Origin of the sequence: Collibacillus ludicampi (genome assembly GCF_023705585.1) — a bacterium.
Lineage (GTDB): Bacteria > Bacillota > Bacilli > Tumebacillales > BOQE01 > Collibacillus > Collibacillus ludicampi.
Genome location: NZ_BOQE01000001.1, coordinates 103,327 through 120,949 on the forward strand (window position 1 = coordinate 103,327; position 17,623 = coordinate 120,949).

Annotated in this window: 18 protein-coding genes, 1 pseudogene and 2 riboswitches; of the genes and pseudogenes, 3 read left to right on the forward strand and 16 right to left on the reverse strand. The window is 46.8% G+C overall.

Annotated features, from left to right (window positions below; translation table 11 throughout):
- Nucleotides 1–3: 3 nt before the first annotated feature.
- The gene (gene gcvT / locus DNHGIG_RS00600) at nt 4–1,101 is read right to left on the reverse strand and encodes a glycine cleavage system aminomethyltransferase GcvT (RefSeq protein WP_282197846.1); all 1,098 of its coding nucleotides are present in this window, start codon (nt 1,099–1,101) and stop codon (nt 4–6) included.
- Nucleotides 1,102–1,249: 148 nt separating this feature from the next.
- Nucleotides 1,250–1,355, reverse strand: a riboswitch (glycine riboswitch).
- A 3-nt stretch (nt 1,356–1,358) separates the two neighbouring features.
- Nucleotides 1,359–1,458, reverse strand: a riboswitch (glycine riboswitch).
- Between the two features lie 96 nt (nt 1,459–1,554).
- Between gcvT and DNHGIG_RS00605 the strand changes: the two genes are divergently transcribed.
- Nucleotides 1,555–3,318 carry a DEAD/DEAH box helicase gene (locus DNHGIG_RS00605; RefSeq protein WP_282197847.1) on the forward strand — a complete coding sequence of 588 codons (1,764 nt, stop codon included), beginning with the start codon at nt 1,555–1,557 and terminating at the stop codon, nt 3,316–3,318.
- Nucleotides 3,315–4,127, forward strand: coding sequence for a YqhG family protein (locus DNHGIG_RS00610; RefSeq protein ID WP_282197848.1), 813 nt, complete (start codon nt 3,315–3,317; stop codon nt 4,125–4,127). Before DNHGIG_RS00605 ends, DNHGIG_RS00610 begins: the two co-directional genes overlap by 4 nt.
- 314 nt (nt 4,128–4,441) lie before the next feature.
- Here the strand turns inward: DNHGIG_RS00610 and thrB are convergent, their stop codons facing one another.
- The 5 genes from thrB to DNHGIG_RS00635 all read right to left on the reverse strand — a co-directional run bounded on the left by thrB (nt 4,442) and on the right by DNHGIG_RS00635 (nt 10,347).
- Nucleotides 4,442–5,344 carry a homoserine kinase gene (thrB, locus tag DNHGIG_RS00615; protein ID WP_282197849.1) on the reverse strand — a complete coding sequence of 301 codons (903 nt, stop codon included), beginning with the start codon at nt 5,342–5,344 and terminating at the stop codon, nt 4,442–4,444.
- Nucleotides 5,345–5,538: 194 nt separating this feature from the next.
- Nucleotides 5,539–6,588, reverse strand: coding sequence for a threonine synthase (gene thrC / locus DNHGIG_RS00620; protein WP_282197850.1), 1,050 nt, complete (start codon nt 6,586–6,588; stop codon nt 5,539–5,541).
- A 29-nt stretch (nt 6,589–6,617) separates the two neighbouring features.
- Complete coding sequence (locus tag DNHGIG_RS00625) at nt 6,618–7,064, reverse strand: ACT domain-containing protein (protein ID WP_282197851.1); 447 nt, start codon at nt 7,062–7,064, stop codon at nt 6,618–6,620.
- A 238-nt stretch (nt 7,065–7,302) separates the two neighbouring features.
- Entirely contained in the window at nt 7,303–9,231 is a 1,929-nt protein-coding gene (gene asnB / locus DNHGIG_RS00630) for an asparagine synthase (glutamine-hydrolyzing) (RefSeq protein WP_282197852.1), read from the reverse strand.
- A 603-nt stretch (nt 9,232–9,834) separates the two neighbouring features.
- The gene (locus DNHGIG_RS00635) at nt 9,835–10,347 is read right to left on the reverse strand and encodes a shikimate kinase (RefSeq protein ID WP_282197853.1); all 513 of its coding nucleotides are present in this window, start codon (nt 10,345–10,347) and stop codon (nt 9,835–9,837) included.
- A gap of 119 nt (nt 10,348–10,466) precedes the next feature.
- On the opposite strand from DNHGIG_RS00635, the gene DNHGIG_RS00640 reads away from it, so the two are divergent.
- The gene (locus DNHGIG_RS00640) at nt 10,467–10,808 is read left to right on the forward strand and encodes a DUF2512 family protein (protein WP_282197854.1); all 342 of its coding nucleotides are present in this window, start codon (nt 10,467–10,469) and stop codon (nt 10,806–10,808) included.
- Nucleotides 10,809–10,915: 107 nt separating this feature from the next.
- Here DNHGIG_RS00640 and DNHGIG_RS00645 read toward each other — a convergent pair whose 3' ends face one another.
- The 10 genes and pseudogenes from DNHGIG_RS00645 to DNHGIG_RS00685 all read right to left on the reverse strand — a co-directional run bounded on the left by DNHGIG_RS00645 (nt 10,916) and on the right by DNHGIG_RS00685 (nt 17,487).
- Entirely contained in the window at nt 10,916–11,341 is a 426-nt protein-coding gene (locus tag DNHGIG_RS00645) for a hypothetical protein (RefSeq protein WP_282197855.1), read from the reverse strand.
- 27 nt (nt 11,342–11,368) lie between these two features.
- Nucleotides 11,369–11,848, reverse strand: coding sequence for a prepilin-type N-terminal cleavage/methylation domain-containing protein (locus DNHGIG_RS00650; RefSeq protein ID WP_282197856.1), 480 nt, complete (start codon nt 11,846–11,848; stop codon nt 11,369–11,371).
- A complete protein-coding gene (locus DNHGIG_RS00655) occupies nt 11,814–12,077 on the reverse strand; it encodes a hypothetical protein (RefSeq protein WP_282197857.1) in 264 nt (87 codons plus the stop codon). Before DNHGIG_RS00655 ends, DNHGIG_RS00650 begins: the two co-directional genes overlap by 35 nt.
- Nucleotides 12,078–12,086: 9 nt before the next feature.
- Nucleotides 12,087–12,158 (reverse strand): annotated as a pseudogene (locus tag DNHGIG_RS20890) (prepilin-type N-terminal cleavage/methylation domain-containing protein); the annotation flags it as partial.
- Nucleotides 12,155–12,607, reverse strand: coding sequence for a type II secretion system protein (locus DNHGIG_RS00660; protein ID WP_282197858.1), 453 nt, complete (start codon nt 12,605–12,607; stop codon nt 12,155–12,157). The gene DNHGIG_RS00660 and the pseudogene DNHGIG_RS20890, both read right to left, overlap by 4 nt.
- A 3-nt stretch (nt 12,608–12,610) precedes the next feature.
- Nucleotides 12,611–12,991 (reverse strand): competence type IV pilus major pilin ComGC, encoded by a 381-nt coding sequence (locus tag DNHGIG_RS00665; protein ID WP_282197859.1) that lies wholly within the window; start codon nt 12,989–12,991, stop codon nt 12,611–12,613.
- A 14-nt stretch (nt 12,992–13,005) separates the two neighbouring features.
- A complete protein-coding gene (locus tag DNHGIG_RS00670; RefSeq protein WP_282197860.1) occupies nt 13,006–13,995 on the reverse strand; it encodes a type II secretion system F family protein in 990 nt (329 codons plus the stop codon).
- A complete protein-coding gene (locus tag DNHGIG_RS00675; RefSeq protein ID WP_282197861.1) occupies nt 13,883–15,079 on the reverse strand; it encodes a GspE/PulE family protein in 1,197 nt (398 codons plus the stop codon). Before DNHGIG_RS00675 ends, DNHGIG_RS00670 begins: the two co-directional genes overlap by 113 nt.
- A gap of 245 nt (nt 15,080–15,324) precedes the next feature.
- Nucleotides 15,325–16,614 carry a GTPase ObgE gene (gene obgE, locus DNHGIG_RS00680; RefSeq protein WP_282197862.1) on the reverse strand — a complete coding sequence of 430 codons (1,290 nt, stop codon included), beginning with the start codon at nt 16,612–16,614 and terminating at the stop codon, nt 15,325–15,327.
- Between the two features lie 3 nt (nt 16,615–16,617).
- Nucleotides 16,618–17,487, reverse strand: a complete 870-nt coding sequence (locus tag DNHGIG_RS00685; RefSeq protein ID WP_282197863.1) for a Spo0B domain-containing protein — start codon at nt 17,485–17,487, stop codon at nt 16,618–16,620.
- Between the last annotated feature and the right edge of the window lie 136 nt (nt 17,488–17,623).

Genomic DNA, 17,623 nt, shown 5'->3' on the forward strand with positions numbered 1-17,623 from the left:
CGTCTATTTCTTCCGTTTGTAAAAAGGTGTGGGAACAATGACCGCTTTCACCTTTTTATTACGGATGAGAATATCAATCTCATTGCCGATTTGCGCATGTTCGGCCGCAACGATAGCCAAACCAATATTCTTTTTGAGGGTGGGTGAGAACGTCCCCGAGGTGACCTCACCGATACGTTTTCCTTCGACCTGTACTTCATAATGAGTGCGGGGAATTCCGCGTTCGATCATTTCAAAACCGACCAGTTTTCGCGGAGCTCCTTCCTCTTTTTGCTTGGCCAACACATCCCGGCCAATGAAATCTCCCTTATCCAATTTCACAAAGAATCCTAATCCTGCCTCGATAGGTGTGATCGTCTCATTAATTTCCTGGCCATAAAGAGGCAACCGCGCTTCAAACCGTAAGGTATCGCGTGCCCCTAGTCCTACGGGAACGATGCCTTCCTCCTTGCCTGCTTCTAATATCTTTTGCCAAAGGTCGATCGCCAAGTCTTTATCCACATATAGTTCAAAGCCGTCTTCTCCCGTATATCCGGTGCGCGATACGAGAGCGGGGATCCCGGCGACAGGAACGTTCTGCCTGAACCAGTAATATTTGATGTCCGTTAAATGGATATCGGTCAGTTTTTGCAAAATTTTCTCGGCCAATGGGCCTTGTAAAGCCAGTTGTGCCACTTGAGAAGAAATGTTGCTGATTTCTACATCTCCAAACGAATGCTTCAGCATCCAATCGTAATCTTTCTCGATATTTGCTGCATTGACGACGATCAAATAATCGTTTTCGTCCCGTTTGTAAACAAGCAGGTCGTCTACGCAACCACCGTTGTCATAGCACATGGGAGAGTAGAGCGCTTGATTGACGGAAAGCTTCGATGCGTCGTTCGTGATCCACTTCTGGATATTCGCGAGCGCATCATTCCCCTTAACCGTGATTTCCCCCATATGGGAAACATCAAATAAACCGGCACGAGTACGAACCGCTTCGTGCTCTTCTAAAATACTGGTGTATTGTACGGGCAGTTCCCATCCCCCAAAATCAATCGTCTTTCCCCCATACTCTTTGTAAACAGGAAATAGGGGAGTACGTTTCAGTTCTGCCATGGTGTTACCTCCTTTTCTTTACTTTCGGGCTTTGCGGCCAAATTTTTTCTCTTTCATTCCCGGTCTGATTGATCCCCTTTTTAACACGCTCTAGTATCACCAAAGAACAAAAAAAAGAGACAATCAGGGTATATTCCCTAATTGTCTCCTCTGTCCTGTAACCTGAGAGTTCTCCTTCCTACATACGCTAACAGAAGTTGATCATCTTCGTAGGAAGGTTGCCCCTTTGGTGGCTGTAACAGCGCTCTCCAGAGTTACGTCCCATCACGGTACTTTTGCCTGAGAGATTCGTGAAAGTTGGGTGGCTTCCACTTGCTCCTTCGGCGTCGCAAACGCGCTCTCTCCCGTGATGATCATCCGCACATGTATGTATTCATGAATTTTGCAAATACTAATTCGACACGTTAAGACAGGATTCCTCCTTTTCTTGCAAAAATTTTGAGGTGAGTAACGATGATGACTTCTTCTACAAATTCTATGCAGTCAGAACGTCTTACGCGCCTGATCGGAGATATTCCTTGGATATGGGACGAAAACCTATTTCATCGATTTCTAGAACGGGCAGAAACAAAAACATGGGATCACTGGGAGCTGTTCAAATTGGCATATGAGGCGGAACTGACACAAGTATCCCCCAGTTTCGATGAATTGTTATGCCTGGAACACCTCCCCGCAATCATTCCCTACCCTCATCAGATTGCAACAGCCAAACAAGTACTGAATGAACTCCACGGACGCGCCATTCTCGCCGATGAAGTGGGTTTAGGCAAAACGATTGAAGCGGGTCTCATTTTAAAAGAATACATGATTCGCGGTCTTGTAAAAAAAGCGTTGATCCTGACCCCAGCATCCCTCGTCTTGCAATGGACACGCGAGTTGAATGAAAAATTTAATATTCGTGCATTCGCACAACGTAACGAATGGTCATGGAATACATACGATGTGGTCGTCGCATCGATCGATACGACCAAACGGGAGCCCCATCGAAAACATGTGCTTGAACAAAACTGGGATATGCTCATCGTCGATGAAGCGCATAAACTTAAAAATCGCAAGTCGAAAAATTGGGAGATCGTAAACCAGATCCACAAGAAATATTTGCTATTGTTAACAGCCACCCCCGTGCAAAACGACCTGAAAGAACTGTACAATCTGATCAATTTGCTAAAACCTGGCCAACTTGGATCCGTTCAACAGTTCAAATCATCTTTTGTGGAGGAAAAGCGGAAACCTAAAAATTCACAAGCATTTAAGCAAGCACTTTCCGAAGTGATGATTCGCAACAAACGATCCGAAGGCGGGGTTTTCTTCACGAAACGGCATGTGCAAGCGATTCCGCTGGAATTGTCTGAACAAGAGCGACAACTCTATGAAAAAGTTTCCCGCTTTGTGAAAGAAGAATATGTAAAGCGCCGAACAGCACGCGGGAACGTACTTCCTCTGATCACCTTGCAGAGGGAAATTTGCTCTTCACCTTACGCGGCTCTAAACACGTTAGAAAAAATGTATAAGGACGAGTTGACAACTATTGAGCTTAAACGGGAAATCGAAGAACTCTACAGCCTATGCGAATCAATCCCCTTGGATCAATATACGAAAGGACAATACGCTGTTGAACTGGTCAAAAAACTCGGTGACAAAGTCATCATTTTCACCGAGTACCGTGCAACTCAGGATTATCTGATGTATATGCTCGACCAATCGGGAATTGGCGCAACCCCTTTTCGCGGCGGATTCAAACGCGGGAAAAAGGACTGGATGAAAGACCTCTTCCAAAAGAGAACCCAAGTCCTCGTGGCTACAGAAGCGGGTGGTGAAGGGATCAACCTTCAATTTTGCAACCAGATTATCAATTTTGATCTCCCCTGGAACCCGATGCGGGTGGAACAACGCATCGGACGCGTTCACCGGCTCGGGCAAACGCGCGACGTGTTTGTATATAATTTCGCTACGAAAGGAACGATTGAAGAGTATATCGTCGATTTGTTACAGGAAAAAATTCGTATGTTCGAGCTCGTCATCGGCGAGCTGGATATGATCATAGGAAAAACGAAAACAGCAAAAACACTGGAGATGGACATTATGGATTTACTGGTCAATGCTCGTTCGAGCGACGAATTACAAAGTAAATTCGACTCCCTGGGTCAAACATTGTTGGCGGCGCATCAACGATTGATCCACGAAAAGATACAGGGGGAGGACATATCGATAACATGAACAAACAGCAACTTCAGGATTTCTGTCATCGTTACTTTGCCGCGACCGGGTGCAACATCCTCCATGAAGAGCCGGAGTTTATCCAGGTCGAGCTCACCATCGATATCGACAAGGAACTGACGGATCGCCCTTATTATTGGCTGTGGGTCGAAGCAACAGGCGAAGAAGTAAAACCTACCGTACTCAATCTTGCGTTTTCTTCCAACAAACAAGTGGAGGGAATCGAATCGGCCGAACTGGTTGTCCTTGGTTCTTACCGCTTGAATCAATTATTCGAATCGGCAAAAAAACGGGGACAGTTCACCTTGCAATACCATTCGGTTCGGGATGGTGAACTCGAACCCTACTTCGTCATCAGCGGAAAACTTTCGTTTCTGGCTGACCGTCGCTGTGATGAAATCATCTCTTACGGAATCAATATGATAAACGGCGAGCGAGTTCCTCGTTTCTTTCCGTCCATCATGCATCTCCCCATGTCGCCGCAACCACCTGAAGGATGCCACATAAAAGAGGTTCGTTTATCCTTTCGGGAGGCATGGGAAAAGTTCCTCGAAGCAACCGCAGAGAAACTCGGTGCGCATAACCATGAATGGGCGGAAGAAGCGGAAGAACATCTGAAGCAGGAGATCGAACAACTGGAAACGTATTACGGATCCTTGCTGATCGACAATGAAGAAGAGGCGACCGTCATTACTGCGGAAAAAGAGCTACGCCTGGCTGAGTTAAAATGGCGGTACCAGCCGCGCGTCGAATTCGTTCCTTTTCATATTGGGTTGATATATTTGCGAAAGCAAGATGTTATAGCTTGAAAATTAGTGCTTGGGTGGGTGTATCGCTTTGCAACTTGGGTTCGGCATAAGTATCTTGAAAACAAGTGCTTGGGTGGGTGTATCGCTTTGCGTTTGGGTTCGATGAAGGTCGTCCCGCTCGGATTCTCAACAGAAGTTGCGGAACGACCTTCAACTCACCTCTGCGCCGCAAAGCGATTACACCCACCCAATAGCTACTTAGTTGCTTGTGGTAGCCTTAAAGCACTCTTTTCGTAAAAGAAACTAATCATTAACTGATGGTACCTCTTGATACATGGCACTATTTTGAAAATTAGCGCGAAATTTTTCTTCCCTTATGAATGCAGTACTTGTGCTCCGTTCTTTTCCGGGAAGAGTTGAAGCACGCGTGCCGTCACTCCCGCGTTTTGAAAAGCTGCGCGCATGGCGTGTCCTACATGTTCATATCCGCTTGTACAGAACGCGATCAATGAGGGACCCGATCCTGACAAAGCCACCGATAAGGCACCCGCTCCTTTCGCGGCGGCAAAAGCCTCTTCCATACCCGGTATGAGCTTCCTCCGATAAGGTTCGTGTAGCCGATCCTGCATCACCGAACTGAAGAGCGTTAAATCCCCTTCTGCAAGTGCAGATACCAGGAGTGCCACACAATTCACATTGTGAACCGCATCTTTGAAAGCAACACTGGCAGGAAGGGCTCGGCGACTCGCGAGTGTAGATAGTTGAAAATCAGGGGTCACAACTACACAGCGAAGGCCTTCTGGAGGATTAAACCTTTTCACATATGTTTTTCCTCCCACGACTCCGGAGACTACAACCCCCCCCAACAAAGCGGGGGCTACGTTGTCCGGATGGCCCTCCAGTTGAACAGCCATCTCTATCAACTGAGATTCTGTCAACAAGTTTCCACACAACGCATTGGCTCCCAGCAATCCTCCCACGATAGCCGTAGCGGAACTGCCCAGTCCGCGCGTTACAGGAATTTCATTGTGAATATGAATGCGTACGCCGCGCATACGAATACCAATCCGTTCATACACCATCTGGATCGCTTGATATACCGAGTTATTCGTGGCACGGGGAACAAGATCTTTTCCTTCCCCGGACACTTCGATTTTTACACCGCCTGTCCAAGGTTCCACTTCGATTTCGTTATAAAGGGATAACGCCATCCCTAGCGTATCGAAACCAGGCCCCAGATTGGCAGTCGTCGCCGGTACTTTCACTCGTACCCGCATGGTATCTCCCCTTCTTTGTTTACTCCGGCATTTGCTACAACTTTGAACTTTAGCGATTGGATGAAATGCCTCTTTTTGAGAAAGCGAGAGATCCTTCAATCTTGCTTTCCTCATCACTTGATGCATACGTCAGATCTCTCACACTTCCATGAGGAATTCGTTCTCTGCTGGCATCGCACACTCGGTAAAGGGAATTACCCAAAAATCGCTTTGACGACAGACTGCCCGTCCGCAGAGACTCGTTTTGGCTCCACTTTCATTCCATACGTGAGCGCATTGTCAGGATCTTTCAGTCCGTTGCCTGTCAAAATACAAACGACTTGATCGTTTTCACTGAAATAGCCGCTTTTTGCCAACTTTAACATTCCAGCGACCGATGCGGCGGAACCCGGTTCACAGAAAACACCTTCTTGTGCGATCAAACGATAAGCATGTAAAATCTCTTCATCCGAAACCATATCAATGGTTCCGCCTGATTCTTCGGCAGCGGTAACCGCTCCCTGCCAGCTTGCAGGGTTACCGATCCGGATCGCAGTCGCTACCGTTTCAGGATGGGGAATCGGCTTTCCTTTAACGATCGCCGCCGCACCTTCCGCCTCGAAGCCGAGCATCTTGGGTAATTTACCGGCACGACGACGCTGTCTGTATTCCTTAAATCCTTTCCAGTATGCAGTGATATTCCCCGCATTTCCGACAGGGATCGCCAAATACGCCGGCGCCTCGCCAAGGGCGTCAATCACTTCGTACGCACCTGTTTTCTGACCTTCGATTCGATATGGGTTCACGGAATTTACAAGGGTAACGGGATGAGTCTTGGAAATTTCTCTCACAATGTGTAATGCTTCGTCAAAATTCCCATCTATCTGAATAATCTCCGCACCATACATCACCGCTTGCGCCAATTTGCCTGCTGCAACTTTACCGTGCGGAATGACGACGATCGCCTTCATCCCTGCCCTCGCGGCATAAGCGGCAGCAGCAGCCGACGTATTGCCTGTTGAGGCACAAATCAGAACCTCCGCTCCCTCTTCTTTCGCTTTGGAAACAGCCATTGCCATGCCCCGATCCTTAAAAGAACCGGTCGGGTTTAAACCTTCGTATTTGAGATAGACTTCGACACCTGCTTCTTTACTGAGTCGCGGAGCGTGATACAGGGGCGTGTTCCCTTCGAACAATGTAACGATTGGCGTCTCCGGACCAATCGGCAAAAATTCACGATATTCTTCCAAAATTCCTCTCCACATATTATCTTCTCTCCTTTTATCTTAAAAAGTTAGCTGTAACCCACAACCTCCGCTTTGCGCACTCCAACAATCGATTGCAATCGATCCAACATTTCGTCGACAGATCCTTCCATGTGAAAAACATCCACAGTTGCTGTTACATGTGCTGCATGGCTCATCGGTATTCCTTGGTTGATCGTAATAATGTTGCAACCCATTTTTGCCATTTCATTAAGAACGGTTGATAAGATTCCTTGCCGGTGTTCAAGGATCAACGACAGTGTCAACAAACGTTCCCGTCCTGTTTCTTCATACAAATATACGAGATCTCTGTATTTATAAAACGCACTGCGTGAAAGCCCGACGAGATTGACCGCATCGTAGATGGTTTGCACCTCTCCACGTGCAAGCATATCTTTGACTTGAACCGTTTTGACCATCGCTTCCGGCATAATCTCTTCCGCAACAAGGTAAAACCGTCGACGACGTTTTGTCATAAAAATATCTCACCTTTGTGTTCACTGAATACGGATTTGCATCTCTATTTAGGAGACAGTATAACATGCTGTCCCATCGATGACAATAAAGAAAACTTACGTTCATTCACGTTTGAAAATAACATTGTATTTTCGAGCTTCCAACTGTATTTCTTGAACAGTTTGATTTGATAAAGAAAAACCGCTCATCTTAAGGGAAAAGAAACCCCTCTATGTCTCACACAGAGGGGAAAACTTGTTACGCACGCACAGCGAGCGCTTCATTGTTTCTTTTTCGTCTCAATTCCACGTTGGGACTTACCTCCGCCGGGAACGTCAAAGCTTGTTCCACGTAGATCCGGTGCCACAACATAAACACTAAAATCGTCCAAACTTTGCGTGCATTGTCACGGACACCCATCTTATGATCATCAAGCAATTGCAAGATGTACGATTTATTGAGAAGGTGATCCACAGGGCTCTCTTGAATCAATTCTTTCGCCCACTGATAATGCTCGTTCCGCAACCAATGGCGTGTAGGCACTGGAAATCCGAGTTTCGGACGTTCCGCTACAGCCTTGGGTAAAATGTCTTTCACAGCTTCACGCAATACATACTTGGTCGTACCGTTCATCATCCGGTAAGCCATCGGGATTTTCGATGCGAACGCAAAAACCTCTTTGTCGAGAAAGGGGACACGTAATTCCAATGAATTGGCCATGGTCATTTTGTCCGCTTTCATCAAGATGTCTCCGGTCAACCACGTATGGAAATCGATATACTGCATTTTTGTCACATCATCATAATGAGAAACTCTGTCATAATAGGGTTTCGTGATGTCCATCGGTCTGCGAATACCGAGCGCTTCCGGGTTAAATTTCACGAATTCCTCTTTCATTGCCTCACCGAAAATGAACGCATTCCCGACGTGTCGCTCTTGCACGGTCTTCGAGCCGCGAATGAGAAAGGAACGTCCTTTCATCCCCTCCGGAAGGTGCTCAGCCAACATTCCTAAGGATCGTCTGATCGAAGGAGGAATGTAATCAAACATCCTCAAGGATAAAGGCTCTCGATAGATCGTATATCCTCCAAACACTTCATCCGCACCTTCACCTGAAAGTACCACCGTGACATAGCGGCTCGCAAGTTCCGCCACAAAATATAAGGCGATAGCCGATGGATCAGCCACTGGTTCATCCTGTAAGTAAATTAACCGCGGTACAGCATCTAAATACTCCTTGGCTGTAACGATCGTGTCCCGATGCTCCGTTCCCAGGAGTCTGGCTGTCTCCCGCGCGTATTCAATCTCGCTTTGTCCACCTGCACCTTCAAAGCCGACGGTGAACGTCTTCACTTGTTCCAATTCTTTCAAAAGGGCCACGATCGTTGAAGAATCAACACCCGATGAGAGAAAAGCGCCGCGGGGAACATCGGAATTCATATGCATCTTCACAGAATTCCGCAGAATTTCCTTCGTACCTTCAATATAGTATTCGAGAGAATGTTCCTCAGGGACAAACTGTACTTCCCAGTACCGCTGCAAGGAAATCTTACCGTCCTTAATGATCGCATAATGAGCGGCGGGCACTTTATAAATATTCTTAAACATCGTTAACGGATCGGGCGCATATTGGAATGTTAAGTAATTCCAAAATGCTTCCAACCCAACTTCGCGCTCCACACCGGGAACCACAAGCAAACTTTTGATTTCCGATCCAAAAGCGATCGCATCCGCCGTTTCCGTGTAATAAAGAGGTTTGATTCCGAAGTGATCCCTTGCGACGTACACGAGATTTTTTCGCTTATCATGGATCGCAAAGGCGAACATACCACGCAAATCTTTGACACAATCTACCCCTTTTTCCTCATACAGATGCACGATCACTTCTGTGTCGCTTTCCGTGGCAAATTTGTGTCCCCGTTCGATCAGCCACTTGCGAATTTCCTTATAATTATAAATTTCTCCATTGAAAACGATCCAAACTGAACCATCTTCATTGCTTAACGGCTGATGTCCCCCATCCAAATCGATGATCGACAAGCGGCGGAATCCTAGGCCTACGTTCGCATCAAAATGAAGACCGCTGTCATCCGGACCGCGGTGTATGATCATGTCGGTCATCCGTTCCAACGTCATTTGTTCAACAGGATGACCGTTCTTCATCACTATTCCTGCTATTCCGCACATCTATGAAAAACCTCTTTTCTACGTTGAAAATGTGTAGTTTGGCGGGCGTATGCTTTGCGTTCGCGCTCCGTGGAGGTCGTTTCAGCGGGTATATGCATTGCGCTTATGCTCCGTGAAGGTCGTCTCGCATGGAATCATAATCAGATGTTGCGAGACGACCTTCAAAGTCGCTATTACGCGCAATGCATATACCCTTTTACATCCGAAAGGAAGCGAGACGACCTCCAAAGTCGCTGTCTCACGCAAAGCAGTACGCCCACCCAATGTCACTTTTCATCTTCTGATGGCGCCGTCGCTAGCGGCATGGAGGGCTACGTTGAAAATTAGTTGCTTGGGTGGATGTATCGCTTTGCGCTTGGGTTCGCTGCGCCACAAAGCGATACACCTACCCAAAAGCCACTCCGTTGCTTGTGCCAGACTTCATCCTCTTCTCCACACAAGAAACTTTTCATTCTCAGATTCCGATTGCGGCATGAGTGGCTATCTCGAGAATATGGTGTCAAGCAAACAACCGTTATGATGCAACGGTGCCTCGAAAACGGAATGGGCGATTCCTTTTTCAGAACGCAACACTCTTCAGTGTAGCGGGTTCATTGGTGCTCGTCAACGAAGAGGAACATTAGGTGCGCGAAGAATTTGCTCGACAATCTCTCTAACGGTAAGCGTAGTCGTATCTATAATCAGATCTGCTTGATCATAAAGCCCTGCCCGTTCCCGCAAAAGCCTATGTACTTGCTCAGTCAATTCCCCTTGTTGCAAGAGAGGACGATCCGATTGATTCCTGACCCGTTCAATGATCGCTTCAGGGGTTGCATGCAAAGAAATGATGAACCCGTTTTTCCGCATATGACACAGATTCTCCCGGCGCAGGACGGCCCCACCGCCAGTTGTTACCACTTGATTGTCATTCCTGGCAACATCTGCGATCACCTGACTTTCGAGTTCACGGTAGTAAGCTTCTCCTTGACTCGCAAAAATTTCCGGAATCGAACGTTTTTCTCTTCTTACAATCTCCTGATCTGTATCGATAAACTTCCAACCGATTCGTTCTGTGAGCGCTCTTCCCACTGTGGATTTTCCTGTTCCCATAAAACCGATGAAAAAAATATTGGCCACGCCCAACAAGGCCCCCTTCCTATATATCATCGTAACACACGCGAGAAGTTTGTCCAACGTGAGATGAATAACAGTGTTATTACGTATGAAAAATAATACAAGAAATGGAGTGATTGATGATGAACGGATGGATCAAAATCTTCTCCTTTTCCCTTTTTCTCTGGATGGCCGATAGAGTAAGTCCGCAGATTACATATCCCTCCTATTTGCCCTTACTCGCAACCGCATTCGTCCTCACTTGTACAGGATTGATCGCTGATCGCCTAATTGTTCCCGCCTTGGGAAATATCCCTTCTACCCTCTTAGGGCTTGTCGGAATCTCCCTAATCATATGGGGTGTCGCATGGCTTTGGCCCGGCGTACATGTTCCACTTCTGTACGCTTTTTTGATTTCACTTCCGATGGGGATCATAGAATTCATCCTTCATCGTTATGTGTCCCCGAAGACAGTAAAGATGTGAGAGGCCTGAAACCATGCGGTTTGATACCTCTATCGCTTCGTGCACCGAATAGGTGTTCTGCGACCATCGCTTGCAAGATGGGAATTTTACAAGAAAAGAGGGATCTCTCATCCCTCTTTCCAACTCAGTACCTTTTTCGTGTTCGTATCATAAATGACTTCAATCGTACGTCGGACTTTCACACCGATACGTCCTTCGGCTGACAGTTTCATCAGTTGCTTGTCTAAAGCCTGAACCGTTAACGAATAGGTTCCACCACCAAAAGGGATATTGGTAAAACCGGCCCTCCAAGCAGCATTCCTATTTAATTCTCCGATCGCCCGCATGATCGCGGCTTCCGCGAGCCAATTTCCCTGGCTAATTTGCCGGTGGGCCAAAGCAGTCCGGTATTGACTCGTCGCAGAAATGAACATCGTCGAGGCAATCCAAACGCCAAGCATTGTGAGAAACAGTGTGAGTAAAAGAACGGAACCTCTTTCTCTTTCATTTCGGGGAAATCTTCTGTTCGCGATTTCCGTTGACTTGCTGTTCATTCTTATACGCTCACAATCCATCTCTCCTCAATATCCCCCCCTTCCTGCCACGAATCCATGCCATGTGAGCGTCACACCGCCTACACTCGTTTGCATCAAGATGGTAACTCCCTTCCTGCTAGAATCTACTGTGAAGCTAAGTGATACCACGTCATTAGCGATAACGGAAGCCCCCACGCCGTTTACTTGACGCAAGATCTGATTCGATGCGTTACACCGATAGGTGATCTGATCACCCGTTCCGTTATAAAAATTGAGTTCCTTTCCGTTCGACGAAACGGTGAAAAGTTTTCCGTCGTGGATTTCACTGCGCATAAAATAAAACCCTTGCCACGCCTGTACATCTGTTTCCGTCCGTGCAAATTGCATCGATGCGAGATGGGCGAAGTGTCGGTTCCAAATGAGGACAGATGGTACGAGAATGGACATGACTACGAGCGCGATCAACGTTTCGATAAGCGTTAATCCGCTCTCATCGTGCAGACAACGTATAGAGGCTGACTTCATGGTTCGTTCCCCTCTCCGTCCAGGTAACGGTCACCACTACTTGTGTTCCTAAGTCCTGGAGCTTCAACTCAACTTTCCCGTGATAGATAATACCTGAATCCGATACGTCAAACTCTTGCGGAGTAAGTGACGTGATGCGGTATCTTTCCAATATCTCATCGGCTATAGCTGTTGCTCTCTCAATCTGACCAGCCATTCGGTTCATCCTGTAAATGGAGCTTAAGAGCATCACGCCTCCTCCTAAAAAAGATCCCATAACGACAAGTGCCAGCATGCACTCGAGTAAACTGAATCCACAATCCCCTCTCATTTCTTTGCTACCCCCGTTACAGCTACTCTTCCCGTATGCATGTAGATTACGATCGTGGTTCGATCCCCGTACGCATTCACAAGCGGAATCGTTCCACTGGTCGTCACATGACCCGTACCATCAAAACGAACGTGATTGTACGGTAACTGCGAGTACCCGTATGGATAGAAAATCCCTTTCGGATATTCCACACTGCGTACACGTGTGACTCCTTCATAGACCGCATAACGGGGATCAAAAATGGCAAAGCGTATCTCATGATAATCGCTGTGTGCCATCGCGAAAGCTTGTGATTCACGAAGATCTGCAACAATCCTCTGAGTGACCGATTGCAACTGCCAGTACGCCTCGATACGACGAATCCCGGGGAGTGCGATTGTAAGTATGCTTGAAAAGATCACGAGTACAAGCAACATTTCAAGCAATGTAAATCCTTTTTCACTCTTCATTTTCTAGTCACCGAGTTCGCCATGAACACTGCACTTCACAGTCACACTGGATCCGTCGTCCGATGTCGTAATTTCATACGTTCCCCCTGCAGGTTCAGTGGGGATCGATTGCAAATAATGCTTGTTTTTTAATTCTGTCAATATTTCTGCAGAACTGCCGGATGGATAATGTCCATGCTCTAGATAATAATCTTCGAGTACGGCACGAATAAGACGTTGGTTCGCTTCACAGGATGTCTTCTGCGCTCGTTCGCCCGAACCCCGCAGATGGGGCATCGCAACCGCCGAGATTACAGAAATGATAAAAAGTGAAATCAACAATTCAATGAGCGTAAATCCCGATGCACGAAGCGGTTTTTTATTCATCTTGTTCGATTTCATCATTTTTCTCATTCCTTTCATCGAATCGATTGAACCAATTCAACCATTGGCAGTATCATGGCGAGTGTGATCACCCCGATCACACCCCCGAGAAACAAAAGCATGCTTGGCTCCAGCAACTGTATGAACCGCTTGCTTTTGTTACGCAATTCTTGCGATAACTCCCCGGCTACATATTCACAGGCTGCGGACAAATCGCCGGTGGCTTCGGCAATCTCAATCGCCAGCAAGACTCTGATATCAACCCATGGTTGTGCCGATAGCGCTTCGGACAGTGTACTTCCCGCAAGTATTTTCGCCCGTATATGTTCGACCGTTTGACGCTCATAAGGTAACAAAGAGACATCGGCCATTCGTTGCAAAACGTCTAAGATTGGCAATCCTGACGAAAGCAGCAGAGACAGGTTTTCAACCAAACGATAAGAAAATACAACCCGGTAGATGTCTTTGATAAACGGAAGAAAAAGGATTTTTGCGATTGTTTGTTTCATCATGCGAGGAAGTTTTCGGCGAGAAAAGAATAACAGCAGAAGAACGGTGAACGATGAGAATACAAACCATGGAAGTATGGCGCGAATTGAACCCGCCCACCGAAACAGTCGCTGTGTATCTTCCGGCAGCGGAAAACCCATTTGCAAATAGAGGACTTCAAATTGAGGCAGTATCACATACAGCAGAAAGAACGCTGTCACAATCGAGGCAATACATACGAGCAATGGATAGAAGGAAGCATTCCAAACATCCCGTCGAAAGGAAAGTTTCGCTTCATAATGATCGCTCAATCGATAAAAGCTTTTCGCTAAATCTCCATTCGCCTCCCCTACAACGACCAGTGAATAGACAAGTAAAGGAAAGCCTTCAGCCAAAAAAAGTTGGGATAGCGGACTCCCCCTTTCAATCCCCAGAATCAATTTGTCGAATAATTTCCGTTCCGCTTTGCCACATTGTTTCTTCATTAAACGAAGACCGGCAGTCAACGGATACCCACAGCTCGTTAGTCCAGCCATCCGCGAACAAAAGCGCGCGAGCCAACGCTCGTTCCTCCATCGTTGACGTAACTGTGCCATGTTCGTCTCCCCCGTATAACCATTCGGGCGATTCAAACGAAAAATTCATGCTTCTTTCACGTTTGAGTCCCTCAACAAACTGGGTGCTGAGTTCATCATTCATGACAGTTAAATGAAAAACTCCGCGTCTTCCCTGTAGACCTGTTCCATGACAAGTGGAACATAGACGTTCATTGCCCGATCCCTTACAGTATTCACATCGAACGCCCACCAATTTTTGTGAAAGAATACCGATTACACCGGCACTGACTAATTTGGGAGAAATGCCAAATTCGACAAGCCGGAGAAAAGCCCCTCTTGCGTCCATCGTATGTAATGTGCTTAATACCAAGTGACCTGTCAGCGATGCACGCACAGCAATTTCTGCCGTCTCTTCATCCCTTATTTCACCGACCATAATCACATTCGGATCTTGTCTGAGCACGGCACGCAACCCTCGTGCGAATGTCAAGCCCGCTCTGTCATTGATCTGTACTTGCGAAACACCGGGCACTCGCGATTCGATTGGATCCTCCAAACTGGTCACACTGACCCGGGTTTTCACGAGATGGCGAAGCATCGCATATAATGTTGTCGTTTTGCCGGAACCGGTCGCCCCAGTGACTAAGAGTAGTCCTTGTGGAGCTTCGAGTAGCCAAAGGAGCCTTTCAAGATCTTTCTCTTCCATTCCCAGTTCTCCTAGTTCATGAATCTGTGACTGATATCGCAGGAGGCGCATCACGACTTTCTCCCCGTACAATGTAGGCAATGTGGATACGCGTATATCCACATCCATGCCACCCGCTCCTAGATGAAAGCTTCCATCTTGCGGCAGTCTTCGCTCCGCAATATCAATCCCTGCCAATACTTTGATTCTTTGAACCACCCCCGTATCACAAGATGGAATGTCAGCCATAAAGACTAATTGTCCATCAATGCGAAACCTGACCTGATAGCCTTCCTCAAAAGGTTCCATGTGAATATCACTGGCATTTTTCGCAAGTGCAAGTTGTAGGGTTTGCTCCACCCACTCGGCAGCATTCATCGTCACATCTCTCCTTCCTCTGAAAGCATTTGTGTATAGAATTGAGATTCTCGGTTTAATAAAAAAATCCTTCTTAAAAATATAAAAAATAAGTTGTTAATATATATTTTTTATTTTTAAAATAAATTTCCTCTTAACAAGAAGGTCTAAAAACTCTGATCGTTCCACAGTTCATCTTATCTTTAAAAATCTATGAAAAAAGGCGTGAAAGAGCTTTACTCGCACGCTCTTCCGACGCCTTCTGCCTATTCGACAAAATCAAATTCATAATCACCGATGCGAATCGTATCACCGTCTTCTGCCCCGCGTTTACGCAGTTCATCATCGACCCCCATCGCTTTCATAATCCGTTGGAAACGTTTGACCGCATCATATTGTTCGAAGTTTGTCATTTTCACAAGCTTTTCAATTTTTGCCGAATGAATGACAAACACGTCATTGTCTCTTGTGATCGTGAACGAATCATCTTCGTCTTCGAGACGATACACTTTTCGTTCCTGTTGTTCCTCCACTTCGGTGAGCGCATCCTCCTGTACAAGAGGGATTGTATCAAGCAAATCGGCCACTGCATACATCAGTTCTTGTACTCCTTGACGCGTAACACCGGAAATCGGATAAATCGGGATATCTTCCTTTAATTTTTCCCGGAATTCACGAAGATTTTCTTCGGCACCAGGTACATCCATTTTATTTGCCGCAATGATCACCGGAAGTTTTCCCAATCTCTCGTTATATTGGGTTAACTCGTTCGTGATCGTGACGAAATCTTCATATGGATCACGCCCTTCTGTAGCGGCTATGTCGACCACATGGACGATCACTCTTGTTCGTTCCGCGTGACGCAAGAACTGATGGCCAAGACCATGGCCTTCATGCGCCCCCTCAATCAATCCAGGGAGATCGGCCATAACAAAGCTGCGTCCGTCACCAACATCCACGACACCGAGATTTGGAGTTAAAGTTGTAAAATGGTAAGCTCCGATTTTCGGGCGGGCCGAAGAAACAACGGAGAGCAACGTGGATTTTCCGACGCTCGGGAAACCAACTAATCCAACATCCGCCAAAACTTTCAATTCCAACTGAATCCATCGTTCTTCTCCCGGCTCTCCTTTTTCCGCAATTTCCGGAGCCTTATTGGCCGGGGTAGCAAACCGCGTGTTGCCGCGACCCCCGCGACCGCCATGAGCGACAACTAAACGTTGTCCGTGACGAACCAAATCACCGAGAAACTCTCCGCTTTCCGCATCGATTACCGTAGTGCCTGGGGGAACGCGCACAACGAGATCTTCAGCGTTTCTCCCATGTTGATTCTTGGGCTTTCCGTGCTCACCGCGATCCGCTTTAAAATGGCGTTGATACTTAAAATCAAGCAGTGTTCGTAATCCTTCATCAACGACGAGAACGACGTCTCCTCCGCAACCACCGTCTCCTCCCGCCGGTCCTCCTTCCGGAACATATTTCTCGCGGCGAAACGATACGATGCCGTTTCCGCCGTCTCCACCTTTCACATACACTCTAGCTGTATCGACAAACATTCCTCATGTTCCTTTCCTATATGTCTCTCTTGATATTGTGAGGTCTTCGAGCTTATTCTTTCCGTTCAAGCGATCTGCAGTATTTTCCTTGATCCATTTGGGAAGACGCAATCCCTTCTTGCTATAGGAGAGATGAAAGGTCAACTGATAACCGTCTGCTACCGGATCCGAAGCTTCAAAGACCAATCCCTGTCCCGTGACGATCGATATGACTTCATCGACATATTCGTCAGTTATAGATTCTCCAGAAACATGAAGTCCTATTGAAAATCCTTCCACACCCCGTTGAAGAATCGAGAAGCTCCAATTGACAGGTTTGCCTCGCCGATTCGCCAATTCCCCACCTCCGGCACAGATCTCAAAAAATGTATCGGCTAACTCTGACTCGACGACAAAGGGGAGGTCTTCACCTGTGAATCCGAGTGCTTGCACGTCGATCTGCAGCAGCGGATAGCGCAATGTGGCCTCCATTACACGATAGGCAACCAGTGGGCTCGGGAGACTTCCGATTTTGGCATGTTTGCGCGCTTCTTCTACACATGTGCGTATCGGGTCGGCCATCCGTTCATATTTTTTCATTTGCATATAACCTTGTACCAATTGGATGTGGTTTAACCAATCATGGCGGTATTGCGACATCATTCGCAACGTCTCTTCCCGTTGTTCACGCAATTCCATTTCCCTCATCGCCGCTTGCCGCAATGGCAACCACCAGCAACAATAGACTCCTTGTATGAGAACAAATGCACAAGGAATGGCCATTACCCAAAACGGGAGTGCATATGTGAACCCAATGGCTATTATGCTGAAAAGGATCATGCAAGTCAAAGCAAGCAAAACTTTCCTATCGGTTGATCGTTGAGACATCTTCATGTACGAATTCACTTCCGTTACCTAAATTACTCCAATAAATTCCTTTCGACAACTCCATAGAAGATTCCTTTTTACAAATCTCAATTTTGATACCCGGAAAGTATAAATTGTGGTTTGTTCTTTTAACCACAATTTA

Bases quoted from the DNA above. Each gene is read 5' to 3' on its own strand.
- gcvT (WP_282197846.1), bottom strand. From the start codon at position 1,101: ATGGCAGAACTGAAACGTACTCCCCTATTTCCTGTTTACAAAGAGTAT.
- DNHGIG_RS00605 (WP_282197847.1), top strand. From the start codon at position 1,555: ATGATGACTTCTTCTACAAATTCTATGCAGTCAGAACGTCTTACGCGC.
- DNHGIG_RS00610 (WP_282197848.1), top strand. From the start codon at position 3,315: ATGAACAAACAGCAACTTCAGGATTTCTGTCATCGTTACTTTGCCGCG.
- thrB (WP_282197849.1), bottom strand. From the start codon at position 5,344: ATGCGGGTACGAGTGAAAGTACCGGCGACGACTGCCAATCTGGGGCCT.
- thrC (WP_282197850.1), bottom strand. From the start codon at position 6,588: ATGTGGAGAGGAATTTTGGAAGAATATCGTGAATTTTTGCCGATTGGT.
- DNHGIG_RS00625 (WP_282197851.1), bottom strand. From the start codon at position 7,064: ATGACAAAACGTCGTCGACGGTTTTACCTTGTTGCGGAAGAGATTATG.
- asnB (WP_282197852.1), bottom strand. From the start codon at position 9,231: ATGTGCGGAATAGCAGGAATAGTGATGAAGAACGGTCATCCTGTTGAA.
- DNHGIG_RS00640 (WP_282197854.1), top strand. From the start codon at position 10,467: ATGAACGGATGGATCAAAATCTTCTCCTTTTCCCTTTTTCTCTGGATG.
- DNHGIG_RS00645 (WP_282197855.1), bottom strand. From the start codon at position 11,341: ATGAACAGCAAGTCAACGGAAATCGCGAACAGAAGATTTCCCCGAAAT.
- DNHGIG_RS00650 (WP_282197856.1), bottom strand. From the start codon at position 11,848: ATGAAGTCAGCCTCTATACGTTGTCTGCACGATGAGAGCGGATTAACG.
- DNHGIG_RS00655 (WP_282197857.1), bottom strand. From the start codon at position 12,077: ATGCTCTTAAGCTCCATTTACAGGATGAACCGAATGGCTGGTCAGATT.
- DNHGIG_RS00660 (WP_282197858.1), bottom strand. From the start codon at position 12,607: ATGAAGAGTGAAAAAGGATTTACATTGCTTGAAATGTTGCTTGTACTC.
- DNHGIG_RS00665 (WP_282197859.1), bottom strand. From the start codon at position 12,991: ATGATGAAATCGAACAAGATGAATAAAAAACCGCTTCGTGCATCGGGA.
- DNHGIG_RS00670 (WP_282197860.1), bottom strand. From the start codon at position 13,995: ATGGCTGGACTAACGAGCTGTGGGTATCCGTTGACTGCCGGTCTTCGT.
- DNHGIG_RS00675 (WP_282197861.1), bottom strand. From the start codon at position 15,079: ATGAATGCTGCCGAGTGGGTGGAGCAAACCCTACAACTTGCACTTGCG.
- obgE (WP_282197862.1), bottom strand. From the start codon at position 16,614: ATGTTTGTCGATACAGCTAGAGTGTATGTGAAAGGTGGAGACGGCGGA.
- DNHGIG_RS00685 (WP_282197863.1), bottom strand. From the start codon at position 17,487: ATGAAGATGTCTCAACGATCAACCGATAGGAAAGTTTTGCTTGCTTTG.